We start from the raw sequence: 19345 nt of genomic DNA on the forward strand, positions 1-19345 counted from the left end.
ATAAACTATTCTTGATCGTATAAAATGTTCAAAATCGCTATCTTTCGTGCACTTCACTTGGGGGATCTCCTGTGCTCCATACCGGCGATAGGCGCGCTAAAATTTAATTATCCAAACGCAAAACTTTACTTTATTGGCCTGCCGCATATGCGCGCATTAATGAAGCGTTATGATTGCATTGACGAATATATTGATTTCCCGGGGCATCCAGCGCTTCCGGAAATACCATACGACCCTAATGAATTGGCCCGGTTCATCCTTCGCATGCAAGCGGAAAATTTCGACTTGCTCGTCCAGATGCAAGGAGATGGAACTATAGTTAACGATTTTTTAACACAATTCCGTGCAAAGCGATTGGTCGGATTTACACCGTTAGCCGCTGTAGGAGATTCGGATTGGCTTACCTATCCGAACCACCTACACGAGGTAGAGCGACATTTGGCACTCGTCCGTTTTTTAGGTATTCAAGTTGTATCGAGCACGATGTACTATCCCATGTTTCCAGCGGACTGGGCAGCGTATGAGCCCATAAAATCCGAAATGGTACCACCATTTGTTATCGTGCACGTAGGAAGCAGGGACGAGGCGAGGCGTTGGCCGATCGAAAATTTTGCCCATTTAGCCAGGCACATGTACAATAAGGGATATCAGATTATATTGACAGGAGTACCCGCCGAGCGAATACTGGTGGATAAACTACAGCGTTTACTGGAATTTCCCACAGTCAATCTTTGCTCCAAGCTGGATTTAGGTATGTTGGGCTGCCTGCTAAAAGAGGCCTCTTTGTTACTTTGCAACTGTACCGGCATTTCGCATGTCGCTGCGGCATTGCAGACAAGGAGCGTTGTCATTAGTATGGACGGGGAACCAAAGCGCTGGGGGCCGCTCAATAAAAAGCTGCACACCACATTTGACCTAACTGTACCCGTCGCCATGGCACAGATTGAACGTGAAATCAACCGTCTTCTTCCATGAGCTCCTTTTTAGGGCCGCTGCGCCCAAGTAAGGCCTGAAATTTTTTAAGAATGACAGCGGTTGTCAAAGGAACAATTTTAGAATCTCGGTTCTGCTTATCCACAAAGATATTGATGGTGTTTTTTGACCTGGCCGAAGGGCTGACTGGATATAAGATAAAATCGGAGTCACGCGACCAGGGAATATGTTGCGGATTAGTCTGCGCATATAGGACCAATGTGGGCCTTTGTAAGGCGCAGGAAATGTGAGCCACACCGGTATTCACCGTAATTACCGCATCTGCCTGCTGCACCACTAGCAAAAGATCGCGAACGCTAGTCTTCCCAATGAGATTGACCAGTTTCGGCGAGCTATCGACAGACGAACAAGATCTTAGGTACCCATTATTTTCCTTACCGACCAATACCACCTGGAAATTCAGTCCGAGCAGTTTTTCGAGGAGTTCCCGCGCTACTTCAATAGGTATGCGACGCTTCTCTTCAGAGACATCATAATTGAGTATTACACGTTTGAGATCAGGCTTTGGAAGAAAGATTGATAATCTGCCGGAAGGCATTTTTAAAGTCGGCAGGCAACTACTTAGATGGGAGATACCCAAGTATTTCACTAATTCAAGATCCCTTGTGATTTGGTGTTTTACCTGAAACAACGGCTCTTTATCGGGAACCCAGTGCGTGAGCAATGAATAGGGATTTTCACGCATATACGCCGCGCGCTTCGGAATGCCGGCAAGATAGGCTAATAGAATCGCTGCCATTGGATTCTGGCTATAAACATTAAATATGATACAGGAGTCAAATTGTTTTTCCTTAATGTTTGCGACCAACGCCTCAGTGCGGGCGGCGGAATCCTGATTGCTTAACTTCATCCATGGTGCATCGTATTGTATATATGCATCTACTGTACCCAAAAAAGGAATAATAGGAATAGCCATTTCAGATGCTAAAAGTGTAATTTTACAGTGCGGCATATTCGCTTTTATCTGCTGTAATGCGGCATTGTTCATAATGAGATCTCCCATGTTATCTAATCGGATGATCAGCATATTTTTACAATCTTTCCATTTGTCCATATTAGCTGATTTTCTTTAAGAGTTGGCTGCTATTTTCCTGCACGCGTTGTATGATATTAGTTGTCGATTGTTGGTGTACATGCGGAATAAAGACAAGTTGGGTTCCTAGTATTTGAAGCAGCCCCATTTCGGGCATTTCTTCGCTTTCATAAGCCTCACCTTTAACAAATACATGGGGTTTCACTTTTTCGAGTACCGGAATCGGGTCGTCGGAGAGTTCATCACCAAAGGGGACAATGTAGTCGACAGCCGATAAAGCGCGCAGCACTTCGATACGTTCGTTTAGGGTATTTATCGGTCTGGAGGCTCCCTTTAACCGGGCAATGCTTTCGTCTGTATTGATACCGACAATCAGAATATCGCCTTGCGACTTGGCCTCACTGAGGTAATGTGCATGGCCTGCATGAAAGATATCAAAACATCCATTTGTAAACACAATTTTATGGTCGGCGCGTAGCTTATCGCATACTGATCCGAGGCTGCTGAGATCCACGATCACCTTATCATCTTTATGGCTTAGCTCCTGGGCAAGCTCTTCGCAACTACAGCTTGCCGTGCCACTTTTATGAATACCGATTTGAGCGGCTTTGATACCCAATCGTATGGCAATATCTTCTTCCAGTTTGTTATAATAAGCCAGACAGAGCACAGTCAGAAAAGTATCACCGGCACCGGAAAAGTTTCCTTCGTTTAGGGCAGGTACGGGATAATGTTTGGGCTCTTCCTCTTTTTTAAATAAGATTACGCCATCTTTATCCAGGGTGAGCGCTACCCAATTTGCCTTCGAAATAATACACAGACTTTCGGACCATTCTAACGCTTGTGTTACGCGTTCGTTTTGCGGTTTATGTCCCAAAATTTTACACGCCTCCTCATAATTTGGCTTAACCAGATCGGGGCGCAGACAGTTATACCGGTAATAATCTTTGCTGTCTACTGCGATAATTTTAGGATTTTTCTGCTGCTCCTGATAAAGCAACTGAATCAGTTCGTCGGGAATGTTGCCTTTGTCATAGTCCGCTAGAAAAATAATATCGATATGCCGTAGCATTTTTTTTACATCTGCTAGATATTTTTGTAATAGATCAGGGGTAAAATGATAGACACGGCCAATGTCATAACGTATGAGACATTGATTTTCTCTTCGTAGGCGGGTCTTGGTGAGTGTCTGACAGTTAGGATTAAATAGGATGTTGCTGGTATCTATCCCTTGTAACCGCAAGTCACGGGCAATGGTCTGGGCACTGTGATCGTCGCCAAGCATAGTCACTACAGAAACTTTCGCGCCCATGTTGCAGAGATTCGTGATCACATTTCCGGCCCCGCCGAGGCAGCACTGTACAGCATTGACATCCAAAACCGGAACAGCAACATCGGGCGCAAGCCGGTTACACTCGCCGTCCAGATAAATATCCAGCATACAGTCCCCTAAAACAAGAACTCTGGGATTGTTGAATCCTTTTTCGACCAACTTACTTAATGTTATTTCATTCATAATATTCTTTTTCTAATGTGATTACCTGAGTCAATCCATAAAAATTGTCCGTGATGAAATCGGGCATAAATTTCGGGTCTTCCATGCGGTCTTTTTTGCGTTCCTGCTGACTGCGATCCACCAAAATAGTTTTGCAGCCTGCAGCTCTGCCGGCAGCGACGTCATTCAAAATATCGCCTATCATCCACGATTTTTTTAAATCGATATGAAGCTCCGCCGCTGCCTGATATAACATTCCCGGTAGTGGCTTGCGACAAATGCATTGCATATCGCTAGCTCTGTCGCCATGTGGACAGTAATAAATGCCATTCAGGTGGATACCCTCAGTCATAAGCTGTTTTCGAAGCTCAGAAAAAGCGATTTCCAACTCTTCTGCCGTAAAATAGCGCCGCGCTATACCCGACTGGTTGCTAACGACAATGAGTTTATATCCATTTTTTTGCAGCATCCGCAACGGTTTAAATATATCGGGGTAGCATACAACCCGCTTGGGGTCTACATTGTAAGGCACATCTTTAATGAGCGTTCCATCCTTATCTAAAAACAGTGCTTTTTCCATTGGCTATGCAATCAGTTTTTTTTGTATTAAGATACGCTCGTTCCCTTCTGTTTGGGCAACCATTTGCTGTTCTACAAGTGCACAGAGCTGATGGATTATATGGAGTTGAACTTCCTGAATTCGTGCTGTATTATCCGATGGCACAATGAGGTTGTGCTCGCCGTACTGCATTGCTTCGCCACCGTCCTTTCCCAATAAGTTTACACAGACAATGCCTAATTTATTTGCTTCTTTTAGTGCATTGATAATATTTACCGAATTTCCACTGGTACTGAGACATATCAGCATATCGCCAGGTTGCCCAAGCGCCTGAATTTGCCTCGAAAATACCGTGTCGTAGCCAAAGTCATTGGCCCAGGCGGTCATGACCGAAACGTCAGTATTGAGCGATATAACGGGATATCCGGGCCGTTGTGGTATTTCGAATCGCCCCACCAGTTCAGCTGCAAAGTGCTGGCTCTCTGCTGCGCTTCCCCCATTACCACAGATCATGATTTTTCTATTACTCTGTAGTACCGATACCATTTTAGCCGATAATCGAGCAATCCCGCTAGCCATAACTTCTGCTGCCTTTTCAAAGGTTCTTGAGGAGCCTAGGAAATTCTGTTTTATCTGATGAATTGCTTCTTTTTCAGTTGTATTTGGCATACATTGTTCATAGAGTCTGGCAATACTTTCACTAACAGTTTTCCACGTGAAAGATTTGACATGGCGGAGTGCGTTGACGGAAAATTTCATGCGCTTACGGTCATTGCTTATCAATTCGACGATGACCGAAGATAATTGTTGTGGTTGTTGCGGGGATACAAGTAAGCCAGTTTCCTCATGGCGGACGGTGAATGATATTCCGCCGACGTCGGCACCAATCACTGGTGTGCCACAGGCCATAGATTCTAAGGGGGTAATCCCGAACGGTTCGTACCAGGGCGTCGTAATGAAGAGCTCACTTGCAGCATAGAAATATTTCAGTTTATCACGATCTTTTTGTCCCGTAAAAATGACTTTATCTTTGATGTTGAGTGCGTTACAAAGATGTTCCAGATGTTCGTATTCAGTACGGTCATCCGGTGAATCAAAGTTGCCGCCCACAACCAAAAGCCTAAGTTCAGGTAGTGCATGTTGCGCATGTGAGAAAGCCTCAATCACGTTGTCGATTCCTTTTCGTCTCACCATTCGGCCAAGCTGTAAAATATAGGTGAAGGTAGGGTCAAGGCCCAATTTTCCCTTTGCTTCGGTACGGTCTACTGGATAAAAATCAGTAGGATTGTAACCACAGGGGATAATTTCTATCTTATCCTGCGGAGCCTGGTAATGCTGAATAAGATCTTTTAAGTCGTTTGGACATTCGGCTATAATACGCTCTGCCGCCCAAATAATATCTTTTTCAATTTTTTCACGGATTTTCGGAAACTTATCGGAGCAGCCCTGATGCATTCTACGCACGGCGCCTAAGGCATGAAAGGTCATAACAAAAGGTATTTTTAACTGTTTTTTTACCTGCATGGCCACCATTCCCGAGAGCCAGAAATGCGCATGGACCAACTGGTAACTCAGCTGATTATGCTGAATAAATGCAATCATATTGGCGGTAAACTCTTCCATATGATCATAGAGTTGTTCCTTGGGCAGTTCCTGCATTGGCCCGGCTACGATATGAACAACACGAACATTGGGCTTCCAATAGACGATCTGTTGTTGCTTAGGGTTTTCAGCTCTGGTATAAATATCAACCTGATGACCCATTAGAGCAAGCTGGGTGGCTACTTCAGCCACATAAACATTTTGGCCACCACTATCTTTGCCGCCTAGCGTGGCGAGCGGCGAGGCATGATCACTAATAAAAGCTAGCTGTTTTTTCATTATACAATATATTAGTTAATTTTTTTGTTGATTAAATATTCCCATTGTTGCGTAAAGCGGGTGATATCAAAAAGCTCCTGTGCTTTATGTTGTGCATGCGCACTTAACTGTTGCGCATGAATCGGATCGCATAGCAACCTATTCATCTTGCTGATTAGCTCATCGACATCTAGCCCGATATATCCGGTTTTTCCATTTTCGATGACAGTCGATAGCTCCGTCGTGGCTAATCCAATTATTGGGAGACCTACCATCATTGCTTCGCAGATGGCTAAGCCAAGGCTTGTGTAACGTATAGGATTAAAAAAGAAACGATAATCTTTAATAAATTCAGGCAACCGCGGATGCAGCACTTCGCGAATGCCATAGGGCGCGTTACCCATACCGATGAGATCTAATGGTACCTGCTGCTGTACACGTTCAAAGATATCGCTACCTAGCATGCGTCCGCGAGAAGGAAGATTATTAATAACGACGATCCCTTTTTTTAGTCTGCCATTGTACGTAACGCCGTGCGTATCCACGCCGTGGCTGATTACACGGACATCTGGAATGTTGGTCTTCCACATGAGATGGTTAAAATGCGTCACATGGACCAATGTGACTGCCGGATTCGTTACGGGATGGATTTCATCACAGGGATGATGCCATGGCGGATCGTGTTCGATGTAAATCTTGGGCAATAGCTGCTGTAATTCTGACAAGATCATGTATTGATCTTCCAGGTAATTTTCATCACATTGAAACAATATCAGATCGAACTCAAGGTGACGCACTTCATTGGCAGGAACTTCGACTACATTGTCACCAAAGGGAAACGTGCTGCCTCTTCCGACATACCGGGGTCCTCTTTCTGGTGTGTAAGGGATGTACAGCGTATAATCTCCTTGTGACAAATAATATAAATAGGAGCCATGAATATGCCAAGTCAGGATACGGGGTTTTTGTGCCATAATTATTCTGTTATTCAACATTTCCTCGTGCGTACTTGTCGGTGACAATCATAGATAGAGGCCATGTGTTCTCAACCTTTGTCTGATGAACGGGTGCAAGAACAACTTAGTTTAATGGACTAATACCCAATCGTATGTACGAACTACTTTACTATTAGTATTAATCCTGTGAATTTATTTCATGGGACTAAGGGAAATTACATCAAAAGGAAAATTGTTAAAGGACTAATGCGATACATTATATCTAATCCAAAAATGTCCAAAGGATATTAGAGAGTCTCGAGGTTCGTGGACAGCATGATCACTTTCAACGTATAGCTAACATAGATTTAGGTCAATTATAATACGAAAGACATCGGCAGATTAAGTGGTATTTATGTAGTTGTTTACGTAAACAGTAATAGTACCACAGACGACCGATTTTTACCCAAAATTTATCTCAACACAACCATTCCTTATTTTGTACTGTTCAATCTCCGAATGGTTTAATATAAACTGATAGGATATGAAAAAAATTAGTATATTAATATTGACAGTCCTCGGACTTTGGGGATGTGGCAATAGTAGCAACAAAGGAAACCAGGCAAATGGAAGCTATGATTCATCGACTAGCGTCGATGAAGGGCAGACAGGTGTACGTACGGGTGACTCTCTAAGCAGTGACAGTACAGATTCTTTACAAAGACAACCTTCTCCCGCCAAACCAGATTAAATGATTTGCTTTTACTGAGACTAAGTTTTTACCTGAGCTTAGTCTCCATTTTTTTGTTTCGATGTAGCGAAAGAGTAGCTTGCTTTAAATCGAAACATAATCGAGGATAAGTCGAAATATACAATTTAAGGATTTTAGTACATTTATTGCTGTGATGTTGGTTTCGTTTTAGTTATAATTACTTTTTCATGTTTTAATGCTTTTATTTTATTATATAATTTAGGAAAATATATTTTGTTTTATAGCGTTATTGTTAATAATAAACAGATATAGATGTGTAAAATACTTTTAGTTGATGACCATGAAGTGGTTCGTAGCGGAATCAGGCTATTACTTGAGTCTAGCCCCAGCTTTTACATCATTGGTGAAGCAGCCAGTGCAGAGGACGCTCTTTTATTTATAGAACAGCAGGATAAGCCCGATTTTATTTTATCAGATATCAACATGAGTGGTATGGACGGAATTTCCTTAGTTAGGATAATGAAGAAAGTGTATCCGCACATCAAGATAGCCATCCTTTCCATGATAGAGGAAATTGATAAAGTAGCCGAAGCATTTGATGCTGGTGCAGATGGTTATTTATCGAAGAGTACCGAGATTCAGGAACTCTTATTTGGTATAATGCACATGTACGAAGGAAATAAATATGTTACGGCCTTTTTGAGTGTACGTATTTTGGATGGATACCGCAATTTTGTGCCAAATCGTATCGACAGGGCTGCGGTCGCCGATCATTATGGTATCACGGAGCGAGAAATTGAAGTATTGATGCTAATATCAGAAGGGCTTACTAATAGTGAAATTGCAGAACGGATCTTTCTAAGTACCCGTACAGTCGAGGGGTATCGCCAGCATCTGATGGAAAAGACAAAAACCAAAAACACAGCCGATCTCGTCCGCTTTAGCTTTCAGCATATGCTATTACAATAATCCAGGGATACAAAGATTTAAAACCAGTTTTAGTCTTTTGCCCCCGGATCTAATTGCTTAGTGGGTTGTAATTCTTACCAATCCAGTGCCAGTTAATTCGTAAAAACCGCTACTTAATTTATTCACAGGTATATAGGATGATTTTACCTTTTGTTCCACTGTAATTTTGGTTAACATTTCCTTTGAAAAACCCAGCAGACTCATATGGGCCTTGAGCAATGCACTGCCCTCCAGCCTGAAAGTTACCGAGTTTTTTCCGATTCGGAAGTTTGAAATTGGATAATTTATAAATACAGTGCCGCTCAGATTTCCCACTTTGAAGTATTGTCGCGGTATGACGGCGAAGGCCAAGCCAGCGCCATATACTTCCTGCCCAACTTCACCGCTTTTCTCCCAGCCGTCATGTATATCTTCAAGTGGAATCCATAAATCCTTTTGAATTTCGCCCGTTTTGGTATTTTCGGCAATCATTTCTTCCGGGAGAAGCGGAGGGTAATAATACGCCAGTCTGCCTGTTGCATACTTGATAAATTCAGGGATCAGTATTCTTAGGGCTGGTAAAATTGTTATATCTGCTGCCGCCTCAAGATAATGATGCAGGGCAGCAAATACTTCCAGTTCTTCGTATGCTGCTGTGTATGGCGCATCTTTCAAAGGAAATACAGAGAAAAAATACGGAAAATTTTTGCCGTACCCATAACTGCACTCCCACAATTGGCAATTTTCGAATATGCCGGCGAGGCAGCAATAGCTCAGCTCTAAGTAATGAATATCCTCGGTGATCTTATACATTTCCAAAAAGGCACTTGCAGCGAATGCTGTATTGTTGGCCTGATAGAATATATCAAAGGCTAGGCCATCTAAGCTTTTAATTGCTCTGCTTGCTTCCAAAAGAAATCGTTTTTCTTTTGTCAGCTGCCATGCCAGGAGCATAACGTGCGCATATGATCCCGGAACATCCTTTTCGCCACCTTCGCCCGGAGCCGTTTCGGCTTTTAATACTTCTAACGTTGTCATTTTATAAAATACAGGCCATTTATAGTTAAAATGCCTTGCAACCTTTATTGCATAATCGATCGAACCCAAAAAGAGTTCTTTAGCCATCTTATCTCCCCGCAATGCCAGTCGCGCTAGGTTTAACAAGGGATGGTGAAGGTACCAGGAGTCCATTACCATTTCACTCTTTTGCTCCTCGGAATGATCCAAGTCTTCTGTTAACGAGGGGTGCCACCTGACCAAACTCCGTATAGACTTATCATAAAAAGATGGGAGACCATCTGAAAGTTCTTCCAGCATGGGGTGGTGCTCTCCAGTCCAGGCAAGGTATTCATGCAAGGGTAGGATAACGGCAAGCTGTACCATGATCTCTGCAGGAGTTTTGTAGTCACCCACATAAGCATTCAGATAAGGGCTGCCGTCCGTTTGTGTCCAGCAACCCTTATTGTTAGAGATGTTATCGAGTATTTTTTTAGCTGTCGGCAACCAATTATGTTGGCTAGGTTCGGGCTTAGGTAAGAGCAGGTAGACTGATGCGAGCAAATCAAGGTAACTTTCAACGACTTCATTGTCACTTTCAGGTATATTTTCATCCAGCTGAACAAATGCATCCGAAATAATATATTCTTCATTGGCTGACAGTGGCTTTTCTGCATTGACAGGAAACTGGAATCCGAGCTCAGGCCATTCGCCCCCGACTGTTTCCCGAAGGGATACCTGTGTTTCTTGGCAGTAAGGGGACATGGCTGTCAGATTCTGGAAGTAAAACACAGAACCGGCTTTTGGCTTTGTCATACTAAAGTAGAGCTGTCCCGACCGCGAGCCTACCTGCTTGGTATGTACTTTTCCTGCTGTATTCTCCGTCTTACCATTTTGAGTCAAGGGAATAATATCCCGTGGCCAGAAAGGGATGAGCAGCGGTAATTTTGTTCGTAGAGTGGTGGTGTAACGAAAGACGGCACGCTTACTTTCCGGAAAGAACAGAATGATTCGATAATAGGCAAGCCTAGTTGAAGCAGTGATCAGTATCTCATCAGGTGCTTCGGAGATCGTCACTTTTTCAAACCGGCTATTCATTCCAAAGGCAAGTCTAAAGGCAATCTTTGCACCTTTTGGCCAGATAGCTACGAGCCAAATCGAATCACCTGCATTATGGATTTTGAGTTTGTACGCTTTTAAATCTATTTCAAAAATTGGCATAGCGTCTGAAATATCGGACTGGACAGTTGCTGTCCATGGAGTGACAGGATTTATCATCATGCTAATTTCTTAATTGTATAATGTGCTTGTTTTATACATGAAGGCGGGTAACTTGGCAATGGTTTTAATAATCGAATTTTATGTTAAAACTACGTTTAAAAATGTATTTTCCCTGTTTTTCGCGGAAAGGAATAAATAAGTTAGAAGTTGTTAAGATTTGTGGCTAGAGATAGGAAGCGTTTATCTGAGCAGCTATGGAATTAAGGACGGCGGCTGGAGAAACCTTGATGGGCATTCTACGTAAAACAGTAAAATAAAAGCCCGAATTACCGGGCTTTTCAGATTCATTATGCAGACTCGTTTACCGAAGAGACGGCTATCTCTGTTAGTAACACATCGGTTTGTTTTTCCTCATCAAGTGTTTGTTGGAGCATTTGCTCTGCTTCAGTATGATTCATTAGTTTTGCAAATGTAACCAGGCAGCCATAGCTCGCAATTTCATAATGCTCAACTTTTTGTGCAGCAGAAATAAGTGCCGCATCTAACGCTGGATCGCCTTCAAAATTTTCGATGATTTCATCTGCTTCCTCCAGTAGGCCTTCCATAGCTTTGCACTTTTTGGCGCGTGCACGAATGCCCAAAACTGAGAATACCTCTTTAAGTCGCTCGATCTGCCCTTCAGTTTGGCTGTGGTGTTCCTCAAATGCTTGTTTCAATTGTTCGTTTTCTGCTGCTTTGCTCATTTTCTTTAAACCTTTTAAGAGCTGTTTCTCCGCGCCCAGAATATCTTTTAATTCGTCTACAAATAACTCATGTAAATGCTCATTTGGCATTTGTTCCTGATTTTGATTCGATTTTGCCATAATTCTTTTTTGAAGATGTACATGAGTCGTGAGAAGATCGTTTTTAAAATTCTCAATTTTGAATGATCGGTCATCTTACTGCTATGCATACATTGACGTTTTACAAAACGTGCGAATGAGTTTTGTTTTCGTGCATAATCAATATCCCCTTAGATAGAAACTCGGGAATTTTATACACAAGTATTTCACTACTATTTTTTAAATGCAACTAAATTGCTTTTATAGATTATTGTAATTACTTTTGTACTTAAATAGAAGACAATGAATATAATTCCGAAAAACTTTGAAGATTGGAAATGGTGTATTGAGACGCAATGTGGTATTCCCTTAACGGTAGAATTTGCCAAAAGCCGACTGGCTATCTATAACGACTATTTAAATACGGAAACGCAGCGTTTTATAACTAAGTATGGGGAAGAGCATCTTGAGAATATCAAAGCGTGGATGAAAATAATTGCCGACATAGAGGAGGATACAACTAAAATTTAATTTTGATCAAAATGAAAAATAAATTACCGGTTACAGTCTTAAGTGGCTTTTTAGGTGCTGGCAAAACATCATTGTTAAATCACGTGCTACATAATAAGGAAGGTAAGAAGGTTGCCGTGATTGTAAATGATATGAGTGAAGTGAATATAGATGCGCAGTCTGTTGAGCGTGAAAATGTTCTTTCTCGTACTGAAGAAAAACTTGTTGAAATGAGTAACGGATGCATTTGTTGCACATTAAGGGAAGATTTGATGGTCGAGGTTGAGCGCTTAGCAAAAGAAAATCGGTTTGATTATCTCTTAATTGAAAGTACAGGAATATCCGAGCCAATTCCTGTTGCTCAAACATTTAGCTACGTTGATCCTAACAATGGCATTGATCTTTCATCTTTTAGCTATATTGATACAATGGTCACCGTGGTCGATTGTTTCAATTTTTCCAAGGATTTCGGTAGCGCAGAAACTTTGTTAGATAGAGAATTGGCTGATGATAATATGGATAATAGGACAATTGTAAATCTATTGACAGATCAAATAGAGTTTGCAAATGTTATTGTCTTAAACAAAGCGGATCTTGTATCTGAGGAAACAATAGGAACTTTAGAAGCAGTTATTGGTAAACTCAATCCTGGGGCCAAGCTAATAAGAACTCAATTTGGACAGGTCGATCCTACAGAAATTATGGGTACTGATAGGTTCGATTTTGAAGAAGCATCTGCATCAGCAGGTTGGTTAAAGGAGCTTGAGGCAGATCATGTTCCCGAAACAGAAGAGTATGGAATTTCATCATTTGTCTTTCGTTCGCAGCGGCCCTTTCATCCACAGCGGTTACATCGCTATTTAAATGAGCATTATCCCCATAATATAATCCGCGCAAAGGGCCTTTTTTGGTTAGCGTCTAGACCCGATACGGCAATTAGTTTTAGTCAGGCTGGTGGAAGTGTCCGTTTAGAAAGCGCGGGCTCTTGGTGGAGTAGTATGCCCGAAGAAATGCGCTATCAATATCCGATTTATCACGAGGTAAGGGCTGATTTACTAAAGCGTTGGCATCCAGAATGGGAGGATCGTAAAAATGAATTAGTTTTTATAGGACAACATTTGGAGAAGGATAAATATCTTCAGGAGTTGGAAGCGTGTTTGCTGACCGAAGAAGAAGCTGATGATTGGCGCTTCACTTGGTGGAAGGATGAATTTCCTAAAAATCTTTAAAAATACTATCAATATTACCGCTATTTAAATCCTGGAAGCTTGTTCTGTTTTTAAGAACATATTGGCAATCTACGTGGATTCATTCCGAACTGCGGATGGAATACCGATGAAAGACCATTACCTAAAATTTAGCACAAGTTAATTGATTTTGAACATGCTCTAAACATGTTGTATATTTAATTTGTTTAACATGCCCGAAATACATAAAAATGAAAATTAAACCGAATTATAGATTTTACAGTCTCCTTGTTTTATTACTGTTCTCGGTACGGTACTTACCTGCCCAGGCTACTCGTGCCGATTACAATTATTTTATGGAGGAGTTTCAAAGACTTTTTAATGAAAAAAAATCAGACGAGATTTACGGGCAATCGTCCGCCACTTATCAATCTAAAATTTCAAAAGAAAAGTTTTCGTTGGGAATGCGGAAGTTTGTGGCAAATGTGGGCATGATGCAATATTTTTCTTTTGTTGATTCTACTAACAACGGGTATAATTATACCATTCAATTTGAAAACTCCGAACAATTATTTTCTGTTCTGCTTGATAATGAGAAACAGGTTCGAAGGATGAATTTTAAGGAACTGCCATTTTTCATAGAAGATAAGAATTTCAAAGCAGAAAGTAATAATCCGTTAAAAGACTCCATAGATTTGCTGGTGGAAAAAATCGTCAGGCCTTATATTCAAAAGGGTGCTGCCACAGGTATTATGTTAGCGGTAATTGATGGAAAGCGACAAAGAAAATATAGTTATGGAGCTATTGCTAAGACAAGTAAACAACTTCCAGATGCTTCCAAAAGTATTTTTGAGATTGGTTCAGTTACAAAAATTTTCACCTCACTTTTATTGGCGAAAGAAGTAGTTGATGGCAATATGCAATTAGAGGATCCGATCAGTAAATACCTGCCAGATTCCATTCCTCGTTTAGCATGGGATGGTCATCCGATCACACTTGTGCAATTATCAAATCATACCGCTGGATTTCCTCGGCTCCCGGATAATATTTTTACGACTAATGCCGTTCCAGCAGATCCTTATAGTCATTATAAGGTTGATTCACTCTTCCATTTCCTTAAAAAATATCATGTTTCGTCTCAGACCGGAGTCAGATTTTCTTATTCAAATTTAGGCGCTGGGGTTTTAGGTGTAGCATTAGAACGTCATAGTAACAAAAGTTTTGGACAATTGGTCATTGATAATATTTGTTTGCTCTTGGGAATGAAAAATACATCACTAAGGGATACCGACGTGGTACAAGGATACGATGAAAAAGGCAGGCCAACGTCGTATTGGCACTTGGAATCTTTGGCGGGGTCTGGTGCCATAAGATCTACATTGGACGATATGATTATTTTTATGAAGGCACAGTTAGGCTTCAAAAATAAACTGACAAAGGCCATTCATTTAACTCATCAGCTGACTTTTGCAGATAAAGATCAGGTAATGGCATTAGGGTGGCGTGTTAAAAAAGCTGGAAGTAAGGCGATATTTCATCATTCTGGAGGTACAGGTGGATTTAGGTCTTTTGTGGCATTTGATGATAAATCTCAAAAAGCAATTATTATTCTGTCCAATGTTGCCTTGGATGTTACTGCTGTCGGATTTTCGATATTTGAAAATTACCTAGACCAATCTCCTATTGAAAGATAATGGCTTGCGCAATAATCAGAGACGCATTTTCAAATTTTTAAGAAGGCCTCGGTCTATAATTGAAACCTAGCGGCCATTGCTGCGTTGCCGGTACATTTATTTTTTCGAGTTTACACCAGTGTTTGAATATGGACTTTGTCGTTACCTAGTTTTAGAAATCAGCAATAATGATCTTTTTCATTCCCATCATTTTTTTGAATGCGCCCGGTCTTTTGTTGAGTCCCGCCCAATTTTCAGGAGAAACCTGCCAGCTTAATCCGAATTTGTCTTTCAGCCACCCGCAAACGCTCTCCTGTCCTCCATCCGATGTAAGTGCTTCCCAATAGTAGTCTATTTCAGTCTGGTCTTTACATGGGATCATCAGGGAAATAGCCTCGTTAAATTTGAATATTGGTCCGGCATTGATCCCGATGAGGCGCATTCCCAGAATCTCAAACTCAACGGTAAGCACCTTTCCGGCAAAATCCTTCTGGAAATCAGCCAGTCCTTCGGCTTCCGAATTCGGGTAATACGTAATATTGATTATTTTTCCATTTTTGAAAACCGATAGGTAATATGCTGCGGCTTCCTGTACGTTGCTGTCAAACCAAAGGTTTGGAATAATCTTTTGCATAGCTTTATATTTTTGGTTGTTGTCACCCTATTGGAATTTAGATAAATTATAGTCTTGTAAATTTAAAAGATTTGTTCTTCGATTGACTTGGCATAGGATAAGAAATAGAACTGCATATTTAACGCATTGCATCTCGTTAATAGTCTAATAAACAGGATGATTTTTGGAACAAGGTTTTAACCCAACTATATTTCAACTATATTAGCTGAAGGGGAGGTAATATAAATGAACTGGCTTGTCGGACCAATTTTAAATATCAGTAAGTAATATGAATAGACAAATTACGCAAGACAACTTAAAAGACAATACGTTCTTTTGGTATACCTATATTAAATATTTCAATGGGTACGATGACATCAACGAGATCAACATTGACGAAGCACTGGAAGTTATCGGAATTGACAAAGAAAAATTAGCTGAATGGGAAGAACAATTTTTTTCAATAGATAAAGGCGGAGAATCTTTAAAATTTATCGGAGGAAATTTAGAGGAAGATATCACTTTCTTAATTGAATTTCAAGATCATGAAATTATATTTTTTCTTAACGACATTTACTTGGGGAATTTGGGAGGACATTTTGAAGCATGGTTTCTAACTTGGGATGAACTTTTATCACTTCAGCAGTTTGAACACTTATTTCTGCTTATGTTACCAATGACAGCAATTGAAATACATCAAAAAGACAATGCGAAACAGATTATACATGACCATTTAAAAACAATACCAAAGTTTGAACAAAGTGCAGAATATATTTCTAAGTGTATATTAAATGGACTTGTAATTGAAGAGCTCTTTTATGAAGTCGATGAAGTGGGCACCGTAAACAATCAAAATCATAGTGTTCGAAATATTCGAAAATATCCGAGATATCGAGAAAACGTGGTTGAATTAAATAAAGTCTTGAAAAAATTGTGACACTTAATGTTGCAAGTCCTTTTAAACAGTCCTTTTAACTAAATCAACGAATTTATTGATTTGTATTATCAATAGGAGCCAGACACTTTTTTGAACTCCTGTAGAGATTTTTATTTTGGCTAAAAGCTATGTCTTAATAGCTGTATATAGTATATTTGGGTTGTTCTCCCTACAACGTGGCAGAAAACTAACCTACTATTTGTTATCACAAAAAAATGACCAATTGAAAATACAGTTTTATATACCAGAAGATGAAACGTTAAGGAAATACATCGAGGGCTACTATTTTATTGCTGACGATGCTTCGGAAGGAATTGAGGAATATTTTACCTTTCCTAATAACTATTGCATTGTTTCCATAAATTCTGATTCAAGCGTTACATTTAGTGAAAATCAGATTTCAATTATTCCTTCTGCAAAAAAAAACATCTATGCTAACTTGATTTATAACTATACCACACCAATAACAATACATTACGAGCGGCCCATTAAAGAAATCACTCTTTATTTTAAGCCGCTTGGAATTAACCGTTTTTTGGATAATTGGGAGATTATGTTTTCTTCTTTGCAACCTGTGGATTTTGTATCTCATTATGATGATTTTGAGAGGGAAATGAGTCGTATTTTTCATATTTTTGAGAGGCAGATTCAACGAAATGAATTTGAAGCTTATTGGCTTTCGAAGTTTAGATACAAAGATTTTCGAAAAATTGAAAATATTTTGGTTGATCTTGAATCTAATATGAAAATCGCAGACATCGCCCTAAAAAATAATATATCAAGAAAGCACCTTTACAAATTGATATACAAACATCTGGGAAAATCCCCCATGGATTACCGGAAGATATTTAGATTTAGGAATACAATCGATAGCAAAGGAAGAGTTAGAAATTTAACAGAATTGTCCTATAAAAACGAATTCTACGATCAGCCCCATTTTGTAAAAGACTTTAAGGCCCTGACCAAATCGAGTCCGAATTCTTTCTTTAGAAGTGTAGATATCGAAATAAAGAATATTTGGCGCTTCATATAGTCGGTAACATTTTTACAATTTTTAATCTTTTTTTCATTGTTACTTTAAGCTACATTTTGACAATATAAACCATGAAAAAAAGAATATCTGAGTTTGCCTTAATAATAGTGTTGTTATTGATCGCACTTCCACTTTTCTCCCAATTATCGTCTCAAAAGATAGACTCCCTTATGGAAGAAGCTTTGGTTAAATTGAATGTCGCAGGGGCCTCGATTGCAGTTGTGAAAGATGGCCAGGTGATACATCAAAAAGGTTATGGTGTTGCTTCAATTAGCACGAAGGAAAAAGTAACCGAATATACCAACTTCCAAATAGCATCCAACACCAAAGCTTTTACTGCTGCTGCGCTTGCAATATTGGTAGATGAAGGAAAGATAACCTGGGATGATAAAGTGAAAGATTATATTCCAGAATTTAAAATGTACAATGATTATGTGACCGACAATTTTAATATCGTTGATTTACTGACACATCGTAGCGGTCTTGGACTTGGCGCGGGAGATTTAACATTTATTCCCGATGGAGCTGACTTTACAGTGAAAGATCTGTTTGGTATTTTCCAACATTTTAAACCAGTTTCTTCCTTCCGGACAAAATATAATTATGACAATTTATTCTACATCATTGCTGGAGAAATTATTGCCAGGGTGAGTAAGATGAGTTACGAAGGATTTATTCAAAAGAGAATCTTTGATCCTTTGCAGATGAATTCTTCATTTGTCGGAGATTCAAATATTCATAATGTCAAGAATCTGGCAGCACCGCATTCTGCGGCAACCGGTGAATTAAAAAAGATAGACCGGTTTGCTATTGGAATGATTGGACCAGCCGGCGGAATATATTCAAATGTGTCAGACATGTCAAAATGGATGTTAACACAGCTTAATAAGGGGCGGTATGGTGATGATCTAAAAGCATTATTATTTAGTTCTGCCAGTAGCGGAAAGATGTGGACGATTCAAACAGTTCTGCCCAACTTTATTTCAGAGCGGTACAATACGCAGTTTAATGGATATGGATTAGGTTGGGTGTTAAATGATATGAGAGGTCATCTTACTGCTATGCATACCGGTGGCTTACCCGGAATGTTATCACAGGTGATGTTAGTACCGGATATGAAGTTGGGAGTTGTTGTTTTGACCAATACAGAAAGCGGGGGCGGGGGGCTGGCATTTGCTGTTACTAGAGCTATTATTGACAGTTATTTCGGCTTAGATGATGCGGAGTGGATCGACAACAGAGCCCGAAATCTCTCGCGTCACATTGGTGCAACAGATGCGGTAACAAAGAAAGTTTGGGCACAGGTAGATTCTTTGAATGGTATCAAATACAATCGTCAGAATTTAATGGGTATGTATAACGATAAATGGTTTGGACAAATGGAAATTTATGAGAAGAATGGTGAGCTTAGAATCAGGAGTTTGCGTTCGCCAAAATTAAATGGCCGCATGTTCTTTTATGATAAAAATACGTTTGCCGTGAAATGGGATTATCAAGATATGAATTGTGATGCGTTTGTGATATTTGATTATGGTAAAAAAGGTAAAGCACAATCATTTAAAATGAAAGGAATATCACCTTCAATTGATTTTAGTTTCGACTTTCAAGATCTAGATTTAAAGCGAATAAATTAAAGCAGGTGCATAAGATGCTTTAGTTGTTAATCCCAGTAGGTAATAAAGGTATTGATTTTGATATATTTAGCAAATATGGAGAAATAATCCTATTCGTCTGGAATAATAGGTAGCAAAAATATTTTAGACATGCCTACAAAATAAATCAATGATTAGCGTAAATTAGAGCTATTCAATGGTTAAAT

17 protein-coding genes are annotated in these 19345 nt (G+C 40.0%); 9 read left to right on the forward strand and 8 right to left on the reverse strand.

Going from position 1 to position 19345, the window contains the following annotated elements:
* Window positions 1-24 precede the first annotated feature (24 nt).
* On the forward strand, window positions 25-975 hold the full coding sequence (locus QE382_RS07995; protein ID WP_307185414.1) for a glycosyltransferase family 9 protein: 951 nt from the start codon (window positions 25-27) through the stop codon (window positions 973-975).
* Here QE382_RS07995 and QE382_RS08000 read toward each other — a convergent pair.
* The 5 genes from QE382_RS08000 to QE382_RS08020 are packed head-to-tail and all read right to left on the reverse strand — an operon-like array spanning window position 956 to window position 6914.
* On the reverse strand, window positions 956-2047 hold the full coding sequence (locus QE382_RS08000; protein WP_307185415.1) for a glycosyltransferase family 9 protein: 1092 nt from the start codon (window positions 2045-2047) through the stop codon (window positions 956-958). The genes QE382_RS07995 and QE382_RS08000 overlap by 20 nt on opposite strands.
* A gap of 1 nt (window position 2048) precedes the next feature.
* Entirely contained in the window at window positions 2049-3542 is a 1494-nt protein-coding gene (locus QE382_RS08005; protein WP_307185416.1) for a PfkB family carbohydrate kinase, read from the reverse strand.
* A complete protein-coding gene (locus QE382_RS08010) occupies window positions 3535-4101 on the reverse strand; it encodes a D-glycero-alpha-D-manno-heptose-1,7-bisphosphate 7-phosphatase (protein ID WP_307185417.1) in 567 nt (188 codons plus the stop codon). Before QE382_RS08010 ends, QE382_RS08005 begins: the two co-directional genes overlap by 8 nt.
* Window positions 4102-4104: 3 nt before the next feature.
* Window positions 4105-5961 carry a glycosyltransferase gene (locus QE382_RS08015; protein WP_307185418.1) on the reverse strand — a complete coding sequence of 619 codons (1857 nt, stop codon included), beginning with the start codon at window positions 5959-5961 and terminating at the stop codon, window positions 4105-4107.
* A gap of 11 nt (window positions 5962-5972) precedes the next feature.
* Window positions 5973-6914, reverse strand: coding sequence for a glycosyltransferase family 4 protein (locus QE382_RS08020; RefSeq protein ID WP_307185419.1), 942 nt, complete (start codon window positions 6912-6914; stop codon window positions 5973-5975).
* Between the two features lie 505 nt (window positions 6915-7419).
* Here QE382_RS08020 and QE382_RS08025 point away from each other — a divergent pair.
* Both QE382_RS08025 and QE382_RS08030 read left to right on the forward strand, forming a co-directional pair.
* Window positions 7420-7626 carry a hypothetical protein gene (locus QE382_RS08025; RefSeq protein WP_307185420.1) on the forward strand — a complete coding sequence of 69 codons (207 nt, stop codon included), beginning with the start codon at window positions 7420-7422 and terminating at the stop codon, window positions 7624-7626.
* 273 nt (window positions 7627-7899) lie between these two features.
* Entirely contained in the window at window positions 7900-8556 is a 657-nt protein-coding gene (locus tag QE382_RS08030; protein WP_307185421.1) for a response regulator transcription factor, read from the forward strand.
* A 57-nt stretch (window positions 8557-8613) separates the two neighbouring features.
* Here QE382_RS08030 and QE382_RS08035 read toward each other — a convergent pair whose 3' ends face one another.
* Together QE382_RS08035 and QE382_RS08040 are read right to left on the reverse strand one after the other, a co-directional pair.
* Complete coding sequence (locus tag QE382_RS08035) at window positions 8614-10812, reverse strand: hypothetical protein (protein ID WP_307185422.1); 2199 nt, start codon at window positions 10810-10812, stop codon at window positions 8614-8616.
* 287 nt (window positions 10813-11099) lie between these two features.
* Window positions 11100-11615: a YciE/YciF ferroxidase family protein gene (locus tag QE382_RS08040; RefSeq protein WP_307185423.1), complete on the reverse strand. Its 516-nt coding sequence runs from the start codon at window positions 11613-11615 to the stop codon at window positions 11100-11102.
* A gap of 261 nt (window positions 11616-11876) precedes the next feature.
* On the opposite strand from QE382_RS08040, the gene QE382_RS08045 reads away from it, so the two are divergent.
* The 3 genes from QE382_RS08045 (at window position 11877) to QE382_RS08055 (ending at window position 14964) form a co-directional block, all read left to right on the forward strand.
* The gene (locus QE382_RS08045; RefSeq protein ID WP_307185424.1) at window positions 11877-12104 is read left to right on the forward strand and encodes a hypothetical protein; all 228 of its coding nucleotides are present in this window, start codon (window positions 11877-11879) and stop codon (window positions 12102-12104) included.
* 11 nt (window positions 12105-12115) lie between these two features.
* A complete protein-coding gene (locus QE382_RS08050) occupies window positions 12116-13312 on the forward strand; it encodes a GTP-binding protein (protein WP_307185425.1) in 1197 nt (398 codons plus the stop codon).
* A 209-nt stretch (window positions 13313-13521) separates the two neighbouring features.
* Window positions 13522-14964 carry a serine hydrolase gene (locus tag QE382_RS08055; RefSeq protein ID WP_307185426.1) on the forward strand — a complete coding sequence of 481 codons (1443 nt, stop codon included), beginning with the start codon at window positions 13522-13524 and terminating at the stop codon, window positions 14962-14964.
* Between the two features lie 151 nt (window positions 14965-15115).
* Here QE382_RS08055 and QE382_RS08060 read toward each other — a convergent pair whose 3' ends face one another.
* Window positions 15116-15577, reverse strand: a complete 462-nt coding sequence (locus tag QE382_RS08060) for a VOC family protein (RefSeq protein WP_307185427.1) — start codon at window positions 15575-15577, stop codon at window positions 15116-15118.
* 268 nt (window positions 15578-15845) lie between these two features.
* Here QE382_RS08060 and QE382_RS08065 point away from each other — a divergent pair, with 268 nt between their 5' ends.
* The 3 genes from QE382_RS08065 to QE382_RS08075 all read left to right on the forward strand — a co-directional run bounded on the left by QE382_RS08065 (window position 15846) and on the right by QE382_RS08075 (window position 19160).
* The gene (locus QE382_RS08065; protein WP_307185428.1) at window positions 15846-16493 is read left to right on the forward strand and encodes an Imm19 family immunity protein; all 648 of its coding nucleotides are present in this window, start codon (window positions 15846-15848) and stop codon (window positions 16491-16493) included.
* A 223-nt stretch (window positions 16494-16716) separates the two neighbouring features.
* Window positions 16717-17526, forward strand: coding sequence for a helix-turn-helix domain-containing protein (locus QE382_RS08070; protein WP_307185429.1), 810 nt, complete (start codon window positions 16717-16719; stop codon window positions 17524-17526).
* A 71-nt stretch (window positions 17527-17597) separates the two neighbouring features.
* Window positions 17598-19160 carry a serine hydrolase gene (locus QE382_RS08075; RefSeq protein ID WP_307185430.1) on the forward strand — a complete coding sequence of 521 codons (1563 nt, stop codon included), beginning with the start codon at window positions 17598-17600 and terminating at the stop codon, window positions 19158-19160.
* The last annotated feature ends 185 nt before the right edge of the window (window positions 19161-19345 follow it).

It is taken from the genome of Sphingobacterium zeae, from assembly GCF_030818895.1.
GTDB lineage: Bacteria > Bacteroidota > Bacteroidia > Sphingobacteriales > Sphingobacteriaceae > Sphingobacterium > Sphingobacterium zeae.